Source organism: Shewanella sp. M16, from assembly GCF_018224605.1.
GTDB lineage: Bacteria > Pseudomonadota > Gammaproteobacteria > Enterobacterales > Shewanellaceae > Shewanella > Shewanella oncorhynchi.
The window spans coordinates 22,816-44,393 of the sequence record NZ_JAGTUL010000001.1; the positions used below are offsets into that span (position 1 = coordinate 22,816).

18 protein-coding genes are annotated in these 21,578 nt (G+C 45.6%); 10 read left to right on the forward strand and 8 right to left on the reverse strand.

The genetic code is table 11. The features are described from left to right. The first annotated feature begins 192 nt into the window (after window positions 1-192). From KFE26_RS00105 to KFE26_RS00135, 7 genes are all read left to right on the forward strand, one after another. Window positions 193-1,116 (forward strand): MBL fold metallo-hydrolase, encoded by a 924-nt coding sequence (locus KFE26_RS00105; protein WP_173243465.1) that lies wholly within the window; start codon window positions 193-195, stop codon window positions 1,114-1,116. A 188-nt stretch (window positions 1,117-1,304) separates the two neighbouring features. Then, on the forward strand, window positions 1,305-1,997 hold the full coding sequence (locus tag KFE26_RS00110) for a DsbA family protein (RefSeq protein ID WP_173497536.1): 693 nt from the start codon (window positions 1,305-1,307) through the stop codon (window positions 1,995-1,997). A gap of 2 nt (window positions 1,998-1,999) precedes the next feature. Continuing rightward, window positions 2,000-2,470 (forward strand): nuclear transport factor 2 family protein, encoded by a 471-nt coding sequence (locus KFE26_RS00115; protein WP_212599294.1) that lies wholly within the window; start codon window positions 2,000-2,002, stop codon window positions 2,468-2,470. Between the two features lie 287 nt (window positions 2,471-2,757). After that, entirely contained in the window at window positions 2,758-3,960 is a 1,203-nt protein-coding gene (locus KFE26_RS00120; protein ID WP_212599295.1) for a metallophosphoesterase, read from the forward strand. Between the two features lie 248 nt (window positions 3,961-4,208). Then, on the forward strand, window positions 4,209-5,003 hold the full coding sequence (locus KFE26_RS00125; RefSeq protein ID WP_028761397.1) for an ABC transporter substrate-binding protein: 795 nt from the start codon (window positions 4,209-4,211) through the stop codon (window positions 5,001-5,003). Between the two features lie 210 nt (window positions 5,004-5,213). Beyond that, entirely contained in the window at window positions 5,214-6,323 is a 1,110-nt protein-coding gene (locus KFE26_RS00130; RefSeq protein ID WP_028761398.1) for an efflux RND transporter periplasmic adaptor subunit, read from the forward strand. Continuing rightward, window positions 6,323-9,463 (forward strand): multidrug efflux RND transporter permease subunit, encoded by a 3,141-nt coding sequence (locus KFE26_RS00135; protein ID WP_212599296.1) that lies wholly within the window; start codon window positions 6,323-6,325, stop codon window positions 9,461-9,463. Before KFE26_RS00130 ends, KFE26_RS00135 begins: the two co-directional genes overlap by 1 nt. Before the next feature lie 122 nt (window positions 9,464-9,585). Here KFE26_RS00135 and KFE26_RS00140 read toward each other — a convergent pair whose 3' ends face one another. From KFE26_RS00140 to KFE26_RS00150, 3 genes are all read right to left on the reverse strand, one after another. Next, window positions 9,586-10,509, reverse strand: a complete 924-nt coding sequence (locus tag KFE26_RS00140) for a sensor domain-containing diguanylate cyclase (RefSeq protein ID WP_212599297.1) — start codon at window positions 10,507-10,509, stop codon at window positions 9,586-9,588. A gap of 111 nt (window positions 10,510-10,620) precedes the next feature. Further along, entirely contained in the window at window positions 10,621-11,424 is an 804-nt protein-coding gene (locus KFE26_RS00145) for a sensor domain-containing diguanylate cyclase (protein ID WP_212599298.1), read from the reverse strand. 679 nt (window positions 11,425-12,103) lie between these two features. After that, the gene (locus KFE26_RS00150; RefSeq protein WP_212599299.1) at window positions 12,104-13,267 is read right to left on the reverse strand and encodes a multidrug effflux MFS transporter; all 1,164 of its coding nucleotides are present in this window, start codon (window positions 13,265-13,267) and stop codon (window positions 12,104-12,106) included. Window positions 13,268-13,412: 145 nt separating this feature from the next. Here KFE26_RS00150 and KFE26_RS00155 point away from each other — a divergent pair, with 145 nt between their 5' ends. Continuing rightward, window positions 13,413-14,180 (forward strand): AraC family transcriptional regulator, encoded by a 768-nt coding sequence (locus KFE26_RS00155; protein ID WP_028761403.1) that lies wholly within the window; start codon window positions 13,413-13,415, stop codon window positions 14,178-14,180. 75 nt (window positions 14,181-14,255) lie between these two features. On the opposite strand, the gene KFE26_RS00160 is transcribed toward KFE26_RS00155, so the two are convergent. Continuing rightward, window positions 14,256-15,167, reverse strand: a complete 912-nt coding sequence (locus KFE26_RS00160; RefSeq protein WP_212599300.1) for a DMT family transporter — start codon at window positions 15,165-15,167, stop codon at window positions 14,256-14,258. 193 nt (window positions 15,168-15,360) lie between these two features. Here KFE26_RS00160 and KFE26_RS00165 point away from each other — a divergent pair, with 193 nt between their 5' ends. Then, window positions 15,361-16,221, forward strand: a complete 861-nt coding sequence (locus tag KFE26_RS00165; protein ID WP_131523567.1) for an AraC family transcriptional regulator — start codon at window positions 15,361-15,363, stop codon at window positions 16,219-16,221. Between the two features lie 115 nt (window positions 16,222-16,336). Continuing rightward, window positions 16,337-16,810, forward strand: coding sequence for an NYN domain-containing protein (locus KFE26_RS00170; RefSeq protein WP_006082658.1), 474 nt, complete (start codon window positions 16,337-16,339; stop codon window positions 16,808-16,810). Window positions 16,811-16,921: 111 nt separating this feature from the next. Here KFE26_RS00170 and KFE26_RS00175 read toward each other — a convergent pair whose 3' ends face one another. The 4 genes from KFE26_RS00175 to KFE26_RS00190 form a co-directional block, all read right to left on the reverse strand. Next, window positions 16,922-17,398, reverse strand: coding sequence for a group 1 truncated hemoglobin (locus KFE26_RS00175; protein WP_212599301.1), 477 nt, complete (start codon window positions 17,396-17,398; stop codon window positions 16,922-16,924). Further along, a complete protein-coding gene (locus KFE26_RS00180) occupies window positions 17,395-18,276 on the reverse strand; it encodes a DUF3034 family protein (protein WP_212599302.1) in 882 nt (293 codons plus the stop codon). The genes KFE26_RS00175 and KFE26_RS00180 overlap by 4 nt, the downstream gene beginning before the upstream one ends. A gap of 76 nt (window positions 18,277-18,352) precedes the next feature. Then, window positions 18,353-20,659, reverse strand: a complete 2,307-nt coding sequence (locus KFE26_RS00185; protein WP_212599303.1) for a GGDEF domain-containing phosphodiesterase — start codon at window positions 20,657-20,659, stop codon at window positions 18,353-18,355. After that, the gene (locus tag KFE26_RS00190) at window positions 20,649-21,326 is read right to left on the reverse strand and encodes a methylamine utilization protein (RefSeq protein ID WP_212599304.1); all 678 of its coding nucleotides are present in this window, start codon (window positions 21,324-21,326) and stop codon (window positions 20,649-20,651) included. The genes KFE26_RS00185 and KFE26_RS00190 overlap by 11 nt, the downstream gene beginning before the upstream one ends. Between the last annotated feature and the right edge of the window lie 252 nt (window positions 21,327-21,578).

Here is a 21,578-nt window from a genome sequence, read left to right on the forward strand (position 1 = left end):
CACCACATGAATAATAACTAAGAGTACACGCAGCCATTCGTCCGATTAATGCAACAAACATGGGCAGATACTCGCATTTATCTATTGATTATTGCAACCTATACTTAACTCACTTTTTGCAGCAGCTGCAAATCAATGAATGCTAAATCGAACCTTTTACTCTTTCATCCTGTGACTATAAGTGAGCCCCAAATGAACACATCGACCTATGCAATACGTAACACAGTTAACGCCACATTGAAGGCCTCGTCTAAAATAAGCCTAGCCGCCACCTTGTTGCTGGCAGGACTTAGCGCGGTCAATGCAGCGCCATTGCAAGTGAGCCATTTTAATCCGGGCGAAAACAGCATCTTTGCCGTGTCATCGAGCTTTATCAGCGGCAAACACGAAATGATGCTCGTCGATGCGCAATTTCAAAATAACGATGCCCAAACATTGGTCGACACCATCAAAGCCAGCGGTAAAAAGCTGACTCAGGTGTATATCAGCCATAGCGATCCTGATTTCTATTTCGGCTTAGCCGTGATTAAAAAGAATTTCCCCGATGCACAAATCGTCGCGACTCAAACCACTGTCGATGCGATTAAAGCCTCAATGGAAGGCAAACTCGCCTACTGGGGGCCGATTTTAAAAGATAATGCGCCAAGCGAATTAGTGTTACCTAAGGCGATTCACAGTGACACTTTCACCATCGACGGTGAGCAAGTGATTATCAAAGGTTTTAATGATAAACACCCTAAACACACTTTCCTGTGGGTGCCATCGGCAAAAACCATTACAGGTGGCGTGGAAGTATTTGATAACACGCATGTTTGGATGGCTGACACTCAAACTGCCTCTGAGCGTCAGGAATGGTTAACCCATTTAGATGCAATGGAAAAACTGCTGCCGACCACAGTGATCCCAGGGCACTATTTAGGCGAAGCGCGATTTAATACCCACGCCATCGGTTTTACCCGTGAATATGTAAAAGCCTTTGAAATCGCTGCAAAAGCCTCGAAAGATTCAGCCGAATTAATCCAAAAGATGCTGGCGCTATACCCACAAATGCCAGCCGATGCAGGGCTTGAGATCAGCGCCAAAGTTTACATGGGCGAAATGACCTGGCCTATGTAAGCCTAGTCATACCTATCTAGGCGATTAGATACAAGCATTTAAGTGCAAATAGTTAAAGACAGGCACGTGAGCGATTGCGTGCCATTTTTTAGCTAAATAACGGTACCAACCTAACTATTTTAATCGATGTTCTCAAAGGGCTTAAGTCGCTAATGTCGCGACGAACTTAAGCCAAAAGGTTTAACACTATGACTCAGCCAACAGCTCATCCAACTAGCACAACCAGCAGCACAGCAACGGCCAAAGAGCGCACTCTGCACGCCATTATCGACCCTTTATGTGGTTGGTGTTATGCCGCAGCGCCTTTACTCGATGCCGCCGCAAAAGCAGGCTTTACCATTAAGCTCCACGGCGGCGGTATGCTCACAGGCCCAAGACGTAAACAAATCGATGCTAACTGGCGCGACTATGTTATGCCCCACGATCTGCGTATTGCCGAGCTAACCGGACAACCTTTTGGGGAAAACTATTTTGATGGTCTGCTGCGCGATACCACAATCGTACTCGACTCGGCGCCTCCTATTAAAGCCATGCTCGCAGTCGATGCTATGGGTGGCGACAGTTTGGCCTATCTACACTCAGTACAACTGGCCCATTACCGTGATGGTCACAGCGCCAGTGATGAAGGTAATCTCGCAAGCTTAGCCGCTGAACTTGGGCTCGACCCTATGAGCTTTGCGCAGCATTATGCCCAAGGTGAAGACAAGCTATATGAGCATATTGTTGAATCCAGAGCATTACTGAATCTGATAGGTGCCCAAGGTTTCCCTTCGATGGCTATAGAGGATAATAACGGCAACATCACCGCCATTAATATCAACCGCTTCTACGGCCAACCCGCCCAGTGGTTAAGCCATCTTGAAGCGCAATTTGAGTCATAATCATGCCAACGCTTAATGGTGTTCCAACAAGCTCTTTAGTGAGTGAGTCTGCTCAGTTAAATCTTATCGAAACAGCAAGACAAACTGATGCGAATCTTGCACTTGTCAAAAGTACTTACGCAGGACACAGCTCTGCCGAAAATGCCAAAAATCTTGAGCATGCACTGGCAAATGACGCACGCTGGACAGAGGCCGCGGGATTTCCCTATGCGGGCACTTACGTAGGCTTTAGCGCGATAGCCGCCAAGGTGTTCGCCCGCCTCGAAACTGAATGGGATAACTATCGCGTCGATATCGAAGACTATGTCGCCCAAGACGATAAGGTTTTTGCCTTCGGCACTTATTCAGGTACCTATGTCAAAACGGGCAAGTATTTTAGCGCCCGAGTCGCCCATTTATGGAAGATACACAGCGGCAAAATCGTCAGTTTCGAACAGTTTGTCGATAGTCATACCGTCGTCAATGCCATGTAACGGTCAATATCATGTAACTGAAGTCATGATATTGAGACATGAAATAACTGAATAGTGAGGTGGGCAAGTTTAATTTAGCCCGCCTCGTGACTTGTCGACCCTAAGCCTTATCCGTATGATTTAGTGTTTTCAATATGTTGAGCACTTGACATTAAGTACTTAAGATTAAGCGTTTAAAATTGAACACTTGAGATTAACTTCGTAAAGTTACACATTCGAAGACTCATCAACTCAAGTGTCTAAAATGACAGAATGAATAACTAAAACAAGAACAAGGATGCGGTCTAATGCAAATCAATTCGATGCCTGTCGGAGCTCACCCAATCATGCTATCTATGACGCGACTTAGCCGAGCCAGCCAATGGATACTCAAGCAACAGAGAAAATTCACGCCCCTGTTATGGCTTGTCACCGCACTCCCCTTTACCTCACTGGCGTTGACCTCATTAGCGGCCAATGCAAGTGAAGCCGAGCTAGAGCTAAAAATTCAAGAAAACAGCGTCACCGATGGCCCTTATGTGTTTTTAGATGATGCTCAAAAAGACACAGCCTATTGGATTTGCCAAAGCGAGCTAAAACAAACAAGGATTGCGAAGGCGCAGTTAACTCGCCCTACCAATTGCGGTGAATTACCCCAACCGCACCTTCATACACAAGCTGTCACGGTTGAGCCAGACACCTTCACCCATGTCAGCAAAATTGTCGCCCTTAGCGATGTACACGGCCAGTTTGATGTAATGATTAACTTGCTAAAAGCACATCAGATTATCGACAAAGATAACCACTGGGCCTTTGGTGACGGTCATATGGTGATGACGGGCGACATGTTTGACCGTGGTCATCAAGTCAATGAAGTATTGTGGTTTTTATATTCCTTAGACCAAGAAGCTCAAGCTGCGGGCGGACGCTTACATCTACTCATGGGCAATCACGAGCAAATGGTGTTTCGCGGCGACTTACGCTACGTCAACGAACGCTATCAAGTCGCGGCCGATTTACTCAAACGCAGCTACGATGCGCTCTACAACAAAGACACCGAAATCGGCCAATGGCTTCGCAGCAAACATACCTTAGTCAAAATCAATAATATCTTGTTTATGCACGGCGGCATCAGCCCTGAATGGGTCGAGCGTAAATTACATATCAGCGAGGCTAACCAACTATTTCGTCAGCATTTAGATGATAAAAAAGCCGATTTGAAGCAAGACGATTTACTCAACTTTTTGTTTTTTACCAATGGTCCAACTTGGTATCGTGGCTACTTTAAAGATGAACTGAAAGAGTCGGATATCGATAGCATACTGAGCTATTTCAAGGTCGATCATATCGTCGTAGGGCACACATCGCAGGAACAAGTGCTTGGGCTTTATCATAATAAAGTCATTGCGATAGATAGCAGCATTAAGAATGGTAAATCCGGTGAGCTGTTACTTATCGACGCTGGAAAACTCCGCCGAGGTTTGTATCAGGGTGAGCAGATTTCGCTATAACCTGCCTCGCTAAAATCCTTTGCCCCAATACGTGAATGAGCTAGTGCCTTAATCCATAAATTCGTTGGGGCAAATAAGGCATGAATGAGCAAAGGTAAAACGGGCGCCCGCCATGGCTCTAAATCGGCATAACGCTCAATCGTATGGCGCTCAATATGCACTCATCTTTATATCCATAAGTTCGCCTGTTCTAATTAACTCTGACTATACTCAAGCCAAGTGCGACTCACCTAAGTGCTGGAGTAGAAATGGGGAAGAAATTACTCACATTATCTAGCTTTTGCTTGTTTCTATTCAGCTTCTATCCCCCTGCATTTGCGGGCAGGGAACTCCAATTAGTCGCCACTAACTATCCTCCTTTTTATGCCGATGCTTTACCTGAACAGGGCGGCGTTGCGCAAGTCGTCAAAGAAGCTTTTAAACGCAAAGGTTACACTGCCAGCCTCAAGTTTTATCCCTTCGCCCGCGCGGCTTTACTCGTTAAAACTGGCCAAGCTGATGGCATCATTGGGCTCTGGTATCGTAAAGAGCGCGAGCAATGGGCCCAATATTCTGCGCCTATCCAACCCGTACAAATTGTGTTTTATAAACGTAAAGATTCACCGCTGAGTTTCAGTCAACTTTCAGATCTTAAACCTTTCACTATCGGTATAGGTCGCGGTTACGCTAATCCGCCAGAAATCTTCGCCGCGGGGCTCACCACAGAGGAAGGAAATTCGGATGAGATGAATCTCAAAAAGCTATTTTTAAAGCGTATTGACTTAGTCTTGATTGGCCATAACTTAGCGAGGTATTTAATTAAAAAAGGACCAAGTGAATATGAGGGTGCCTTTGAGCAAGTCGGCCAACCCATAGCGACTGAGGTATTTCATTTAGGGATCTCTTTGGCTGTGGCGGATCATCCGCAGTTAGTGACGGATTTTAATCAAGGTTTAGAGAGTATGCGCCGCGATGGACGATTAGCGGCAATTTTAAGCCAATACCCTCAGGTTGAAACGACTCAAGCGCCGATTGAAAAAACGCGAACTGAAGTCCATCCCTAAAGTCCGTCCAGCTTTTAAAAAGCAATAACAGCACAAAAAAACAGCAAAACTCTCGTTGAATTGTGCTCAATGCTCAAAAAACACAATTTCTTTCATTTTCGTTCGCTTACCTTTACAAACTTTTACCCAACTGGCGTACGTTATTCACTAGAATAGCGCCATTAGAGCGATTACCTTTTTAAACTGCCTTTGCGCGAGATAATAATTACAATGAAAAAAACCATTATTGCCATTGCCCTGCTTGCGATTATCGCCACAGCGGTGAGTTTTAGTGATGTCCTTCAAGCGGCTAAACCCGAAAACGCGCCACATCTTATGCGTACCGTTCCTGTGGTCACGGGTGAAGTGATTGAATATCCATTAGCGCAATCTATCTCTCTTATCGGCAAACTCGCGGCTGAACGTGCAGTGATCATTGCACCGCAAGTCACAGGTAAGATTAAACAAGTCGCAGTGACCTCAAACCAAGCGGTGAAAAAAGGCCAGTTACTGATCGAACTCGATGATATGAAAGCCCAAGCCGCCGTCGCCGAGGCCAATGCTTTCCTCAATGATGAAAAACGTAAACTCAAAGAATTTGAAAAACTGATCAGCCGTAACGCCATTACCCAAACCGAGATTGACGCACAAAAAGCCAGTGTTGATATCGCCCAAGCACGCTTATCCTCCGCCCAAGCAGATTTACATTACCACTCGCTGATAGCGCCGTTTGCGGGTAATACTGGCCTGATTAATTTCAGCGAAGGCAAGATGGTCAGCATGGGCACTGAGTTGATGTCGCTAGATGATTTGTCCAGCATGCGCCTCGACTTACAAGTGCCTGAGCATTTCCTATCGCAACTGAGTATTGGCATGCAAGTATCAGCCACCAGTCGCGCTTGGCCGAATGAAATCTTTACTGGCAAAATGGTAGCTATCGATCCCCGCGTCAATGAGGAAACCTTAAACCTCAAAGTACGAGTGCTATTCGATAATCCGAAGAAACGCTTAAAACCGGGCATGATGATGTCGTCAACCATCACCTTCCCAGCGATTTCAGCACCTATGGTGCCAGTACAAGCTCTTGAGTATTCAGGAACTAAACGTTACGTATACGTAGTTAGCGCCGACCACATTGCCCACCGCACAGAAGTGACACTCGGGGCACGTATCGATAACCAAGTCTTAATCGAAAGCGGTTTAAACATAGGTGACAAAGTCGTGGTACAGGGCTTAGTCAATATGCGCGATGGACTGCAAATCAATGAAGTCACGCTCGATGATAAAGCCTCAGCCCGTGCGACAGAGCTTTCAGGTCCTAAAGCAACGGAGACGAAATAATGTGGTTATCCGATGTTTCGGTTAAACGCCCTGTCGTTGCCATAGTTTTAAGCTTACTGCTATGTGTATTCGGCATAGTGTCGTTCACTAAACTGTCGATACGGGAAATGCCCGACGTCGAAAGCCCTGTGGTCACCATCAGCACCAGTTACTCGGGTGCGTCGGCGGCGATTATGGAAAGCCAGATCACTAAGACTTTAGAAGATGAGCTAACAGGGATCAGTGGTATTGACGAAATCACCTCGACCACACGTAACGGTAGCTCGCGTATCACAGTTAAATTCCTCCTCGGTTGGAACTTAACCGAAGGGGTCAGCGATGTGCGTGATGCAGTGGCCCGCGCCCAACGCAGGCTCCCAGAAGATGCAAAAGATCCTGTCGTCTCAAAAGACAACGGCTCCGGCGAACCCTCAGTCTATGTGAACTTAAGCTCGAGTGTGATGGACCGCACTCAATTAACGGACTACGCCCAGCGAGTACTCGAGGACAAATTCAGCTTAATCAGCGGCGTGAGTTCTATCAGCATTTCCGGCGGCTTGTATAAGGTCATGTACGTCAAGCTCAGACCCGAACAAATGGCAGGACGTAATGTTACCGCAACGGATATTATCAACGCCCTGCGTAAAGAGAACATCGAAACGCCCGGCGGCCAAGTGCGTAACGACACCACAGTGATGTCGGTGCGTACCAAACGCTTGTACTACACGCCGAAGGATTTCGACTATCTTGTGGTGCGTACCGCCAGCGATGGCACGGCTATCTACTTAAAAGATGTCGCCGATGTGGCTGTTGGAGCACAAAACGAAAACTCGACCTTCAAAAGCGACGGCATAGTTAACATCAGTTTAGGCATTATTGCCCAGTCCGATGCCAACCCTCTGCTCGTTGCCAAAGAAGTACATAAAGAAGTTGATCGCGTACAAGACTTCCTGCCCGAAGGCACTAGCCTAGTGGTCGACTTCGACTCGACCGTATTTATCGACCGCTCGATTAACGAAGTGTATAGCACACTTTATGTCACCGGCGCCTTGGTCGTACTCGTGCTGTATATCTTCATTGGACAAGCACGAGCAACGTTAATCCCAGCGGTGACGGTTCCAGTATCTTTGATCTCGGCATTTATCGCCGCCAACATGCTAGGTTATTCGATTAATCTACTGACATTGATGGCATTAATCCTCTCCATCGGTCTAGTGGTCGATGATGCGATTGTGGTGGTCGAGAACATTTTCCACCATATCGAAAAAGGCGAAGAGCCCTTACTCGCCGCCTACAAAGGTACTCGCGAAGTGGGCTTTGCCGTTATCGCCACTACGGCGGTACTGGTGATGGTATTCCTCCCAATTTCATTTATGGAGGGCATGGTCGGACTACTATTTACCGAGTTCTCCGTGATGCTGGCGGTGTCAGTGCTGTTTTCCTCTTTAGTGGCACTCACACTTACGCCTGTACTGAGCAGTAAATTACTTAAAGCCAACGTCAAACCGAATCGCTTTAATCGTTGGGTCGACAGCGGCTTTGCTCGCATGGAAAGCGTTTATCGCGTCGCCGTGACTCGAGCGATTAAACTCCGTTTACTCGCGCCCTTAGTTATCCTCGCTTGTATCGGCGGCAGCGCTTGGTTAATGCAACAAGTACCGTCACAGCTTGCGCCGCAGGAAGACCGCGGCGTGTTGTTCGCCTTTATTAAAGGCGCCGAAGGCACCAGTTATAACCGTATGACAGCCAACATGGACATAGTCGAAGACAGGCTCATGCCCTTGCTAGGTAAAGGTGTGCTGCGATCCTTCAGCGTACAAGCTCCCGCCTTTGGTGGCCGTGCTGGCGATCAAACTGGCTTTGTCATCATGCAGCTAGAAGATTGGGAACACCGCGATGTGACAGCGCAACAAGCCCTTGGAATTATTAGCAATGCCTTAAAAGATATTCCAGATGTAATGGTTCGCCCTATGATGCCAGGCTTTAGGGGACAATCGAGCGAACCCGTGCAATTTGTACTTGGTGGTTCGGACTATGCCGAACTGTTTAAGTGGGCGCAGATATTGAAAGAAGAGGCTAACGCTAGCCCTATGATGGAAGGGGCTGACTTAGACTATGCAGAAACAACGCCAGAACTCATTGTTACTGTCGATAAAGAGCGCGCCGCAGAACTGGGGATCAGTGTCGACCAAGTATCGGAAACCTTAGAAGTCATGCTGGGTGGCCGCACCGAAACAACCTTTGTCGATCGAGGCGAAGAATACGATGTGTATTTACGCGGTGATGAAAACAGTTTCAACAATGTCGGTGATCTGAGCCAAATCTACATGCGGTCAGCTAAGGGCGAATTAGTCACTCTCGATACTGTCACCCATATAGAAGAAATTGCCTCGGCACAAAGATTAAGCCACACCAATAAGCAAAAATCGATCACCCTCAAGGCTAACGTCAGTGAAGGTTACACCTTAGGTGAAGGCTTAAAGTTCCTAGACGCTAAAGCCATTGAATTATTACCTAAGGATATTTCGATTGGTTACACGGGCGAATCCAAAGATTTTAAAGAAAACCAAAGCAGTATCTTTATCGTATTTGGTTTGGCTTTACTGGTTGCCTACTTAGTATTAGCCGCACAGTTTGAGAGCTTTATCAACCCGTTAGTGGTGATGTTTACTGTGCCTATGGGTGTATTCGGTGGTTTCTTAGGACTACTGATCACAAGCCAAGGGATCAACATCTACAGCCAGATAGGCATGATCATGTTGATTGGTATGGTGACCAAAAACGGTATCCTTATCGTGGAGTTTGCTAACCAATTACGTGACCGCGGCTTTGAACTCGATAAAGCCATTATCGACGCTTCATCCCGTCGTTTACGGCCAATCCTAATGACAGCCTTCACCACCTTAGTGGGCGCTGTGCCGTTAATTTTCTCGACGGGCGCAGGCTCAGAAAGTCGTATCGCTGTGGGTACTGTAGTGTTCTTCGGTATGGCATTCGCCACCTTTGTGACACTACTCGTCATCCCCGCCATGTATCGATTAATCTCGGCAGCGACCCATTCACCGGGATATGTTGAAGCTAAACTCGAAGCGGCCATTAAAGCACAAGAGTTAGCGGCACAAGAGGTGGCAAAACAGCAGGAACTCGCATCTAAAGCCTAGCTTTTCACGTCTACACAAAATGTAGAAATTACATAAAAAAAGCCAAGGTACTTACTATCTTGGCTTTTTCATTTGCGTTTTAATCAAGTTTCCTTGCCCTACATAGGATATTGGGAATTTATCTATCCAATCACAACACAATTTCGGCCAGCGGATTTAGCGCTATACAACGCACTGTCTACCCGGAAAAGTGCGCTGCGCAGACTCTCATTATCTTGAACACGGATACAGCCAAAACTCATAGTCAAATTCAGTTGTTTATCTTGATATAAAAAATCCGTCGACGCTAAATCTAAACGTAATTGCTCTGCAATTTGATATGTTTCATCTAAGGAGTAACCTTGTAAAACAATCAAGAATTCTTCACCTCCCCAACGTGCAATACAAGCAGCGGATTGCTGTAGCCCTTCAAGTAACCTTGCAACTTGTACTAAGACATCATCCCCACATAAATGACCAAACGTGTCATTAATGGCTTTGAAATAATCGACATCGCACATTAATAAGCAAAGGTCAGAGCCATTTGCGGTACTTAAGGCATTCTCCAACACTGCTTCCGCTTTACGGCGATTAGCGAGTCCAGTTAACACATCGGTATTAGACAAAGTTTGATTTTCATCAATAAGCAATTGTAAATCATGGATATCTCTCATCGTTACTATATGCAAGTCCGATTGATTCTCCGTGGTAATTTGTGCCGTGATCAAAAACCAACGGTACTCACCGTTACGACAAAGAATGCGAGCCTGCATTTCAGCCGTATCGATTCCTGCATTGATACTGCTTTCAACAATTTTTGCCCATCCTTCAATCATAGCTTGGCGCACTAAAGGATCTGGATACACAGTATTAAACCAAGCATCCATATCGGGAATATCGACTAATGTGTAGCCAATCTGTTCGATAAAGGCATGATTAACAAAACGATGGATCCGCTGTATACGGCCAGACATCTCATTCATGCGTGATTCTGAAAGCAGGATTGGAATAGGAATGAAATCTAAGCTTTTAAAGAGAATTACCTCACTGGTATTGCGTCCTGTCATTAACCTTCTCCGCTCAAATTCCAGACAAAGATCAGTCATCACATCCCAAACCTAATTGGGGCTAAAAGATGATAGATAAAATATAATTTAACGTTTGAATTTATTCAGAATTCAATCAAACACAACACGGTTACGGCCATCATTTTTAGCTTTATATAAAACGCTATCAACCCGAAATAATAGACTATGCAAGCTTTCAGCAACTTGATGCTCGACACACCCAAAACTCATGGTCAAATGCATATGCTGGCCATAGGATTGGTAATCCGTGGATTCAATATCACAACGCAGCTTCTCGGCAAGCTCTATAGCGACTTCAAGTTCAGTGTTTTCCAGCACGATCAGAAACTCTTCCCCTCCCCAACGTGCGACACAGGAAGCTGAGGGAGCATAGCGCTTAAGCTGATCCGCTACTAATTTAAGCACATCATCCCCACACAAATGACCAAAGTTATCATTGATACTCTTAAAAAAATCGATATCACACATCACTAAACAGAGTGAACCTTGTGCATCGGCACTGTGTTCTATGGCTAAAGCGAGGAGCTGTTCCACTTGACGACGATTGGCAAGTCCCGTCAGTAAATCAGTATTAGACTGTCGCTTGTTATCCTCAATCAGTAACTGCAACTGATGAACATCTCTCATAGTGACTATGTTTAAGTTTGATTGATTTTCTGTGGTAATTTGAGCTGTGATTAAAAACCAACGATATTCACCATTGCCACAGCGAAGGTAAGTTTGAAAACCTGCGGTGCTCAGCCCCTGTTTTTCACTTACATACACAGCCCTATCCCAATCAAACATCGCTTTATCTCGAAGGATTGGCTCGGGGTACACAGTATTAAACCAAGATTCAATATCGGGTATGTCCGACATGGTATAACCCAATTGCTCAATAAATGCATGATTCATAAATCTATGCACCCTATGAGTGCTTGGGCGACGTCCTTCGACGTCCAAGGCCTCAGATAATAGAACTGGGATAGGTATATAATTTAAACTTTTGAATAATAAGACTTCACTATCTTCTGAAAAAAGTCGACGCATCCGTATCTCCCCATACAACGAATAACATAGAGATAACATTTAGTGTGATAGAACCACATATGATTTGTGAGGACAAGAACTCACTTAGGCTGTCGTCGATATAAAAACGCTACAATCGCACATCGTAAAATCAGAAAGTGACTTTGAGTACATCTAAAATGATGGAATGACAATTACTTAAGAAAACGCTAATGAAAAGTGTTTGTTTGAAAAGACATTGATTCCCTTTGTTCGGATGCTCATTTTCCGTACTCCTCAGTAGTAACAATATTCAATAGAAGCTTTGAGATGATGGGATTTAGCGGAAGAATAGATGCGTAACCGTCACCATTCATAATACTCGGCTTATGAATTGACTATGGTCTACTCAATGATGAAGTTAACTTTACTTCCTGCCATGCCTCGATTGATTTCGACTGCAGCCCAAGAGGCAGCAAAGCAGCAGGAACTCGCGCCTAAAACCTAGCTTTTCACGCTTACACAATATGTAGAAATTACATAAAAAAGCCAAGGTACTTAGTATCTTGGCTTTTTCATTTGCGTCTTAAACGTTTTTTGCTTTATTGGCTAAGCCTAAAAGTAAACCTAAGCCAACGCAAAGCAGTGCACTTAACGTAATCACAATACCTAAATGGTGAACGATTCCCGCGCCGCCTAAACCTAGTCCCAACAGAATGTAATAAAACAGTCCGAAGAGTGCGCCAGCAGAGCCCGCATAGGTGCCGTAGTTTGCCAGAGCAGAGCTTAGTATGTTCGGAATTGCGATACCGTAAGCCATCACAATCAATAGCATAGGGGCTAGAAAGTAAACATTATTCAGCCCAATAAAGGTCGATTGAAGGAGCCAAATGCCCAGTCCACCGACAAGTGCAATAGCACTGGCTAAGCGAACGAGTTGTGCGCTGGTGTGGCCTCGACCCAGCATTATTTTATTAACATAACTACCAAGGAAAGCACCAAAGCCTAACAGTAAGCCACTAGTACCAAACGCGAGTGTCGATAAGCCTTGCGCCTCAAACATAAATGGCGCCAGTGAAAAGTAGCTAAACCACATTAGGTTAAACGCCGCCACCAACAAGCTGCTCTTAATAATCTCGCTGTCGGTAAGCATCTTAATCGCTAACTCGCCTATCGCGATTTTCTGGGTATGTGTGGGTTTGGTTTCGGGTAAAGATTTTACCGACAAAAACAGCAGCACAATTGCAGAGACCATGAGTGCGGCAAACACACCTTGATATCCCCAATACGCACTGAGGATACTGCCCAATAGCAATCCGATGACAGGGCTTATCCCAAGTGACATTCCCATCACAGAAAAGACTTTGGCTAATTCTTCGCCGCTATAACTGTCACGCATCATAGTTTGGGTAATCACAGAACCCACTGCCGCGCCAAAAGCCGACAATATGCGGGCCAGCAACAACAGGCTAAAATCGCTCACCATCAAGGCTAACGCAGAGCCAATGGCATAACATACTAATCCCGCGAGCATAGCTTTCCGGCGACCAATAATGTCGGCTAAGCGGCCCCAGCAAAATACGCCGATAGCAAAAGCAATAAAGTACACAGATAAGGTTTGCGATGCGCCAGCAATCGACACTGCAAAGTGTTCTGCAATATTAGGCAACGCTGGGCTATAGATGGTTTCCATAATTTGCGGAAACATAATTAGCAGCACAGCGAGCCCTAAAGGGAGTTTTATATTCATGATTTTTAGTCCATTTCAGCACTCCAACAAATGAGTTGGTTTACCGAAATGTCACTCCATACTTGTAAAAGATGGCGCAGTATAGATAAAATCCAAATGTGACAACTAACAACACTTAGACAAAAAACATCAAAAATAGGACAAGATGGCCTTTATTCACCCCGAACAACTATTTAATCCAGATCTGCTGGATAATCTGGTTATTGGCATTGCCGCCGATATGGGCGAACACGACTCGGGAATGCATCACCACAGGAAGGCGCAACTGCTGTACGCCCCCACAGGCGTGATGAGATTCACCCTAGCCGATACTCAAATGGTGTTACCGCCAACGCGTGCGGCTTGGTTGCCAGCTGGCGTTAAGCACAGCGTCACCATGCGTAATGTGGTTGCCTATCGCTCACTCTACTTTGAACCAGAAACAGTCACTTTATTGCCCGATAAAGTCACTATTTTCCATGTAAACCCGCTACTCAAAGCCTTAATCGACACTATGTCGTTTTGGCCTTGGGACAAACCAAGAAGCACTCAACACAATGCCTTTTTGCTGCTCTGCGAAGAATTGGGCAATGCCACGGAAGAAAATCTGGCTTTACCCCTCCCACAGGATAAACGTTTAAAAACCTGGCTTGCGCAACTACTGCAACACCAAAAACCGCCAGCCAATCTTAAGGATATGGCAGTAGAAATCGGAGCCAGTGAACGCACAATTAGCCGCATTTTTAGCGCGCAGACGGGAATGGCTTATCAAGCATGGCGCCAACAATGGCGTTTACTTGCGGCCATTGAACAATTAGCAACGGGAACCTCGGTGGCACAGGTAGGCTTTAATTTACAATTTTCCAGCGACAGTGCCTTTATCAGCTTTTTTAAGCAATATACCGGCACTACTCCGGCACAACATTTCAAATAAGTACTGCCTTGACTGACTTACAATCGTCGAATCGAGCCTTGCCTCATATGCACTTTCATGACGCTAGCTGCGACGTTAAGCTTTCACCGCTGGCGTGGCAGAAGACTTAAACCAAGCAAGCGGTTTTTGACGGCGGGTTAACATGTTACCGAGCGCGACTAGCAAGAGTCCCACGCTTGAATACCAAGTCCACTGATAATCCTCAAACACACTCGATACACTTAACGCCACCACTGGGGTAATCACCAACAGATACGCAGCGGCATTAGCACCAATTCGCTCAACCAAGATCAAATAAGCGGTAAAGCCAATCACAGAGGCGATAACGGCTAAGTAAAACAAGCTGCCAAGATAGCTGGTTGTCAGCGGTAAACTAAAGTTTAAATCTTTAAACCAGATGATGAGCAGTAACGCCGCACTGCCATAGCACATGGCATACGCTGTTGAAGTAAAGGGCGACACATTATCGCGCGAGTTGCGCATACTGATCATGGTACCAATCGAGAAAAACCACGTACCTAGCAGCGAAAACAATAAGCCCCACACTAAATTTTGGGACCACTGAGTCGCGAGCAAATCGGCACCAAAGAGTAAGCTAATGCCACCCAGACCGACACTAACGCCTAACCAAAAATTGCGGCTGGTGGGCGTACCGTAAAAAATGCGGCCATGTATCGCATTAAAAATGGGGGCTGTGGCCATAATGACCGCTGTTAAACCGCTGGCGATATAATGGGTTGCGGTATAAAACGCGATAAAGTTCAAACAAAATAGACACACGCCTTGCAGTGCAAACCAAGGATGCTGCCTCAGCTTTACCGCTTGCAGCTTGTTAAAGGCAAAGCCAATGGCGAACATCAAGAGACTCGCAATCGCAAACCGATAGAAAATCGAGACTTCCGTCGCCACCTCACCGTGCTGCCACTTAATGGCAATCCACGAAAAACCCCACACAAAAATCATCAGCAAATACATCACAGCAGCCATAATGAGCCCCCTACACCTTCATAAAATGCTTAATGAGGCAAACTATACAACTATGGATTTCGTCCTTATGTCACCATCTTGTTGGTCATAACACGATATTGCGGTTTTAATCGCGAGCGGACGTTGAGCCACGCCCATAAGTGCGATAATTTGGACAGACAAAATGCTTAGCCAGTGAGATCACTAGGAACCCATGGAGCCCAAATACATCAGTTTTGATAAATCCGCCAAAACCTGTATTCGTAAGCAAGCGATTACGGAGGATTTATCTTGGGCCCATTATCAAAATGCGGGCGAGCGTCTGTATTACCAAAACGATGCACAACATACGCTGAGCATGTATCTGGATGGCGGCTACGAAACCCACAGAACCGATATCAAGGCCGACTATGGCGCGCCCAGTAAGTTTTGCCTTATGCCCCAAGGCTGCCAAAGCCATTGGCAACTGGGACAACCGCAGCAGTTTATGCATTTGTATTTTAGCGATGAACATCTTAAAAAATTGGCGGTGCGAGTCTTTGATAAAGATCCACGCCAAGTGCGTTTACCTGAGTTGACCTTTGTCGATAATCCGAGATTAGAGGCGCTGTTTCGGCACCAAGTTGCCGGGCTCGATTGGCAGACGAGTGATCACCATCTGATGATGGAACAAGTAACCGACACTGTGCTGGTGACTTTGCTGCAAAGCTCAGGCTTTAATTTGTCGGTGGGGCCAATTAAGGGTGGGCTCGCACCTAAAGTGGCTAAAGCGATCAAAGAGTTTATTCATTGCCATTCCCATCGACAAATTTACTTGTCTGAGTTGGCCGAGCTTGCCCAACTGAGCGAGTACCATTTTTGTCGCATGTTTAAATCCCAATTTGCGATGACGCCGCAGGAGTATTTACTGCAAGTGCGCATTGAAAAGGTCAAACAAAGCTTGAGTCATTCAACGCAATCATTGACCGATATCGCCCTCAGTAATGGCTTTGCCAATCAAAGTCATATGGGGCGTTACTTTAAAAAACTCAGTGGCATGTCACCGGGCGAATATCAAAAATACCATAGAAGCTAACATACGCTTTGGGTTCACAATCTCGACGGCTGAACCCAACACTCTAACATCCTTGAAAACCCTATTGCCTCGATATGCTATAGTGCCCTTACTCCCCTAGCCGCTGGAAAACGCCTTGAAAAAAATCGCTTTATTTGTCGATGTACAAAACATCTATTACACCTGCCGCGAAGCCTATGGCCGCCAATTTAATTATCGTAAACTGTGGCAGCACTTAGGCTACGAGGGAGACATAGCGTTGGCCGTGGCTTATGCCATCCATAAAGGCGACGATGGGCAATTGAAATTCCAAGACGCACTAAAGCACATAGGTTTTGAGGTGAAGTTAAAACCGTTTATTCAGCGCAGCGATGGCTCAGCCAAAGGCGATTGGGACGTGGGGATCACCATAGATATTATGGAAGCGGCGAGTGAAGTGGATACAGTGATCTTATTGTCTGGTGATGGCGATTTCGATTTATTGCTGCAAAAAATTCATCAAAAGTATGGCGTTGAAACCCAAGTGTATGGCGTTCCTACCCTGACGGCTAAATCCTTAAGGGATGCAGCCTCTCAATTTCATCCCATAGATGAGGCGTTATTGCTCTAATCAAAAGACAGAATGCGCCTATCCATCACGCTAACCGTATCTAACTCATTTACTCTTTCACCCTCAATGTAGAGACGCTATGTTGAGCTTCTACTTTAAAGATGAAGCAAGTCACTGATAGGTAATGTCCGTATACATAGGGGCGAGACGTTTTAGAAAGGCATTACGGGTCGATAGCGGAATATGTTGCTCTTTCATCGATTCAATCAAATGGCCGACTAAGGCATCGAAATCCGCTTGAGTAATATTCAAGCCTCTATGACTGTGCTGCATACTTTCGCCGTGATACACGCAGCCGCCATCGGCAACCAGACAGAAATGTTCAATGGCACGCTCACGAAATAACGCAATATCTGTCTCTTGAAAGTGATGCACTATGCGTGGATCGGTGGCGATACGTGCCAGCAAACCATCGACTATCGCCGATACGCCTGCGTTACCTCCTAAATCTTGGTATAAGGTTTGATGGCTTGCGGTTTGATGACTCGAGTGAGTTTGTGATGCTGAGGTTTCGGTCGTTTGCACCGCACAGCCAGTGAAAAAAAACACTGCGACGAAAGGTATTAACTTCACCCGTAAACGCCTCATAACGCCCCCTCCAGCGACACATACCAACCTTGCTGATCGTCAAAACCCGCTATGCTGCCCAAATTCGCATAGGCCGTAACCACGGAAAGATGCTTATTGATAAACCACGCTAAAAACACATCTTGCCAATCATCCTCACGGGCAAAAGCTAACTCATCGGGTTTCTGGCGATATTCGATACCCAGTGCCACATTATCCGTCAGCAATACCGCGGCAGAGGCTTCGAGCACAAACTGGTAATCATGATTGGCTTGAGTACCAAAACCCAATAAACCCGTTTGATTCGCCTTGGTCACACGCACGGTCCCATTGAGTAATACATTTCGTCCCGCTACCGCATCAAAAAATACTTTGCTGGCAGCAACATATACATCTAAACCCCAATCATCCCGCGCCCCAACCGCCTGAGGAATCGCAAAGTCATCGACTCTTTTATACTGGGCACCTAAGGTAATTTGCGGCATAGCCGTATAAAGCAGCTCTCCGGCAAGCTTGTATTTTACGCCGAAGATATCTTGGCCTAACTCGCCGCCCATAGTATCCAAATCAAAGGTTTGCCGCGCAACGCTCAGCTCGAATCGATTATCAAAACTCAAAGAAGCGCCGATCACTTTCAGCGTAAAATCATCGACATAGACACCCGTCGCCATCGCCGTTGCCGACCATTCACCGCTACTACCATAACCGTTAATCACGGCCCATGGCACTATGCCACCGCCAGCACTGCCTTCAATCATCGTCCCGCCGCCAGTCGCGACCACACGGCTACCTTCAGCAAACGTAGGAACAGTACCCAATAGTAAAAATAGGCAAAACAAAGCCTTAACATAATTCCAAGTTAATGAATTCAACTTCAATGCATTTATGGAAATGTTCACTTGATGCTCCGCTCTCATTCTTTCGACGATGAATCGTTAGTCTAACGTCTTTGCATATTGACTTGAGTAAACGCGCTTATGCATCAGCGGTATTTGGATGGTTAAACGCCTCGAACCACAGATCAAATTCAGCCGCTTTTAAGGGTTTCGAAAACACGTAACCTTGAATGATATCGCAATCAAGATTACGCAATATCTCAACACCTTCTTGTTCTTCAACGCCTTCGGCTACTACGGTAAAACCTAAGCCATGGATCAATTTAATACTCGTATCGACTATCATCACATCCTGGCTATCCGTGAGCATGTCTTTGATAAAGCTGCGATCAATTTTCACCTCGTTAACGGGTAAAATTTTCAAATAGGCTAATGATGAATGACCTGTGCCAAAATCATCAATGGCAACAGACACGCCCATGTCACGGAATCGCTGTAATACACTCACCACTGTCTGTGCATCTTTCATCACGGCGCCTTCAGTGACTTCGATACATAGTGCACCGCTTGGCAGATTATTATCTTTCAGTAAAATGGCGATTTGATTTGGTAAGCGAGTATCGACTAAATCATGGGCCGACAGGTTAATAGCCAGTTTTAGCACTATACCCCGCCGCTGCCATGTCACTAATTGCTGGATAGCCTGCTTCAATACCCACTGGCTAACAATATCAATGTTGCCTGAATTTTCAGCCAGTTGAATAAATTCATCGGGCGGAATAAACCCAAGCGTAGGATGTTGCCAGCGGATCAATGCCTCGGCACCAGTGCACTGGTTTAGGCGTAAATCCACTTTAGGTTGGAACACTAAATACAATTGGTTTTGCGCTAAACCTATAGGTAAATCACGGATAATCGTCAGCTCACGCTGATACTTTTCATCGGCGCCTTGACGATAACTGACGATGCGTTGCTCTTCGAGACAGGCTTGATTGAGGGCAATTTCGGCGCGGCGCACTAACACATCGATATCAGCACCATTACCATCGATTTCAAGTAATCCCGCCCGCACGGTAAGAGAAATGTTTGAGCCTTGGATTGGAAAGGGTGACTCCAGCATATCCAATGACTTCAGTAAATGTTCAGGGCGAATACCTTGGCTATAAAGAAGTAAAAATGAGTCACCGTCTAATCGTGCCAATAAATCCGGTGTCGGTGCTAATTGCTCTAGGCGACGAGCAAAAAGCAGTAACAAAGTATCGGCGTTGGCAAAACCAATAATATCGTTGATATGGCGGAAATGTTTAATATCTAACAACACCATAGCACCGGATAATTTATCGTTAAGATCCGCCAAATGCTGTTTTGCGGCAAAACGATTGAGTAAACCTGTCAAGCTATCGTGGCGAGATTGGTAGACTAAATCCTTTTCCCGCGCTTCAATATCATCGCGCATTAAGGACAAACTCTTGGCCAACACCCTCAGCTCTGCTGGCGCACCTTGAATATTGGCAGGCTGCTTACCTTGACCGATTTTGCGGGCATAATTCACTAGTTGATGCACGGGTTCAGTCAAACTGCCCGACAACCAAATCGCAATCGCAATCGCCAGCGCTAAGGTCAAAGCAAAAATCAGCAGCATATTATTGCGTAGTTGCTGATAACTTTGCTGCCACTTGAGGTTTGATTGGTGTAGTAGCGCTAATTGGCTGCCGTTGTGATCATAAAGTTTGATGCCCATAGACAGATGATCTTCGGGAATACTTTCACTAGGCATTTGCAGCAAGCTAGGTAATAAGCTCGCCTGCTCAATTACGCTTAACTTTTCATTATCTGATAAGGTTGAAGCGATTTCAGTGCGGCCCGTTGCCTGATTGACAAAACTCACATCGATGCCCGTAATAGCTTTAGCTTGTTGGGCGACCTTCTCATCCAATAAAAAACCCATGCCAACCCAAGCAATTAAGGTCGGCGCCTTCACCGGCTGCAGCACAAACTGATAGCTAGCATGATCAAAATTAAGGATAGCTAACGCATTATGATTGCTGGTGGTCATATTAAATAAGGATTGAATATCATCCTGAGTGAGTCCGGGCAAACTCGAGGTCAAGAGCTCCCCTTTAGGTGATAGCAATACAGCGGCGTCGGCACCAATACGAGAGCCGTGATTAGATAACACTGACTCAATGGTTTCTTGCTCACCAGTAGCAATCGCGCGCTTAAAACCAAAATCGGCACTGAGTACGGACAAACTTTGACTGAGCTGAATACCGCGATTCGATAACACTTCGAGAAACACATTCGCGCCAATATCGAGGCTTTTCTGTTGCTGTAAAAAGTTATCTTTTTCGGTCGCTGTCAACACGGAAAATGCTGTGGCAAATTGCACTAACGTCAGCACAATAAAGAAAACTAAAATCAGCCGAGCGCGAAAACTATTTAGCATGTAATGGCTTACCTTCAGAATCGTAGTGACCAAATCCCGACGGCGGAGCCGACGGTTTAGCTTGACGCTCAATGTCTAAGGGCAGGCTGAGTTGATTAGGGCCATTAACTATCAGTAAATCCGTTGGCTCTGATGCCGCCTTCTGCCATGGATGCCAGCGCTTAACTTTATATTGACCGGCGGTAAGTCCCTTAAACTGGATCTCACCTTTCTCGTCCGTCACCGCGACAATAGGGCTATCTGCCACATAGATAAATGCCTGCATATAATCGTGAATATTACAGCCAAGCGCGACCAAACCGGGTTTATCAAACTGAATCGGCGCTTCGGCCTGACCCACATACAATTTAAGTTCGAAAGGCTTCGCTTCTGAAAAAGAATACACATGGTGGCGAGTACGATCTAAGTTGGGGAAATCCACCTTTGCACCTTTAGGCACCGCCAGTACAAAGGGGATAAAGGTTCGATTTTTTTGCGACATTTCATAATGCTCGACAGGTATCGCATTATCGGGCATTACAGCAGGGATCAGCTCCACAACAGTATCGGCAATGGCCTGTTGTTGCAGATCTACTACATTAATATTGAGTTCAGCAGCCATGACTTGAGGCGTGAAATAGATCAAAACGCAAAGTACTAACGCATATAAAACGCGATATAGGATCATCCGTTACCTCGGGCATAGTGATGCAAGGCCAACAAGTACCTTAGCTGAGTTCTGCGTAAAAAAACGATCTAGATTCATCTAGCATTGTACATTACTAATACATTGAATAATCATCAAATTATATAGAAAAGTCGTAAAACAGTAACCATTCTAATCATACTGTGATAATGACGCACTCAAGTGGCAATAAGTTATAAACTAACAGAATGGTCTGGTAATAGTTATTCATTGTTTCTTATTGATGATCCAGAA

Excerpts from the sequence above, each read along its gene's own strand:
- KFE26_RS00190 (WP_212599304.1), bottom strand. The coding sequence starts at position 21,326 with ATGATCCTATATCGCGTTTTATATGCGTTAGTACTTTGCGTTTTGATC.
- KFE26_RS00155 (WP_028761403.1), top strand. The coding sequence starts at position 13,413 with ATGGCCTTTATTCACCCCGAACAACTATTTAATCCAGATCTGCTGGAT.
- KFE26_RS00175 (WP_212599301.1), bottom strand. The coding sequence starts at position 17,398 with ATGAGGCGTTTACGGGTGAAGTTAATACCTTTCGTCGCAGTGTTTTTT.
- KFE26_RS00130 (WP_028761398.1), top strand. The coding sequence starts at position 5,214 with ATGAAAAAAACCATTATTGCCATTGCCCTGCTTGCGATTATCGCCACA.
- KFE26_RS00120 (WP_212599295.1), top strand. The coding sequence starts at position 2,758 with ATGCAAATCAATTCGATGCCTGTCGGAGCTCACCCAATCATGCTATCT.
- KFE26_RS00165 (WP_131523567.1), top strand. The coding sequence starts at position 15,361 with ATGGAGCCCAAATACATCAGTTTTGATAAATCCGCCAAAACCTGTATT.
- KFE26_RS00115 (WP_212599294.1), top strand. The coding sequence starts at position 2,000 with ATGCCAACGCTTAATGGTGTTCCAACAAGCTCTTTAGTGAGTGAGTCT.
- KFE26_RS00185 (WP_212599303.1), bottom strand. The coding sequence starts at position 20,659 with ATGCTAAATAGTTTTCGCGCTCGGCTGATTTTAGTTTTCTTTATTGTG.
- KFE26_RS00150 (WP_212599299.1), bottom strand. The coding sequence starts at position 13,267 with ATGAATATAAAACTCCCTTTAGGGCTCGCTGTGCTGCTAATTATGTTT.
- KFE26_RS00145 (WP_212599298.1), bottom strand. The coding sequence starts at position 11,424 with ATGAATCATGCATTTATTGAGCAATTGGGTTATACCATGTCGGACATA.
- KFE26_RS00160 (WP_212599300.1), bottom strand. The coding sequence starts at position 15,167 with ATGGCTGCTGTGATGTATTTGCTGATGATTTTTGTGTGGGGTTTTTCG.
- KFE26_RS00135 (WP_212599296.1), top strand. The coding sequence starts at position 6,323 with ATGTGGTTATCCGATGTTTCGGTTAAACGCCCTGTCGTTGCCATAGTT.
- KFE26_RS00125 (WP_028761397.1), top strand. The coding sequence starts at position 4,209 with ATGGGGAAGAAATTACTCACATTATCTAGCTTTTGCTTGTTTCTATTC.
- KFE26_RS00105 (WP_173243465.1), top strand. The coding sequence starts at position 193 with ATGAACACATCGACCTATGCAATACGTAACACAGTTAACGCCACATTG.
- KFE26_RS00140 (WP_212599297.1), bottom strand. The coding sequence starts at position 10,509 with ATGACAGGACGCAATACCAGTGAGGTAATTCTCTTTAAAAGCTTAGAT.
- KFE26_RS00110 (WP_173497536.1), top strand. The coding sequence starts at position 1,305 with ATGACTCAGCCAACAGCTCATCCAACTAGCACAACCAGCAGCACAGCA.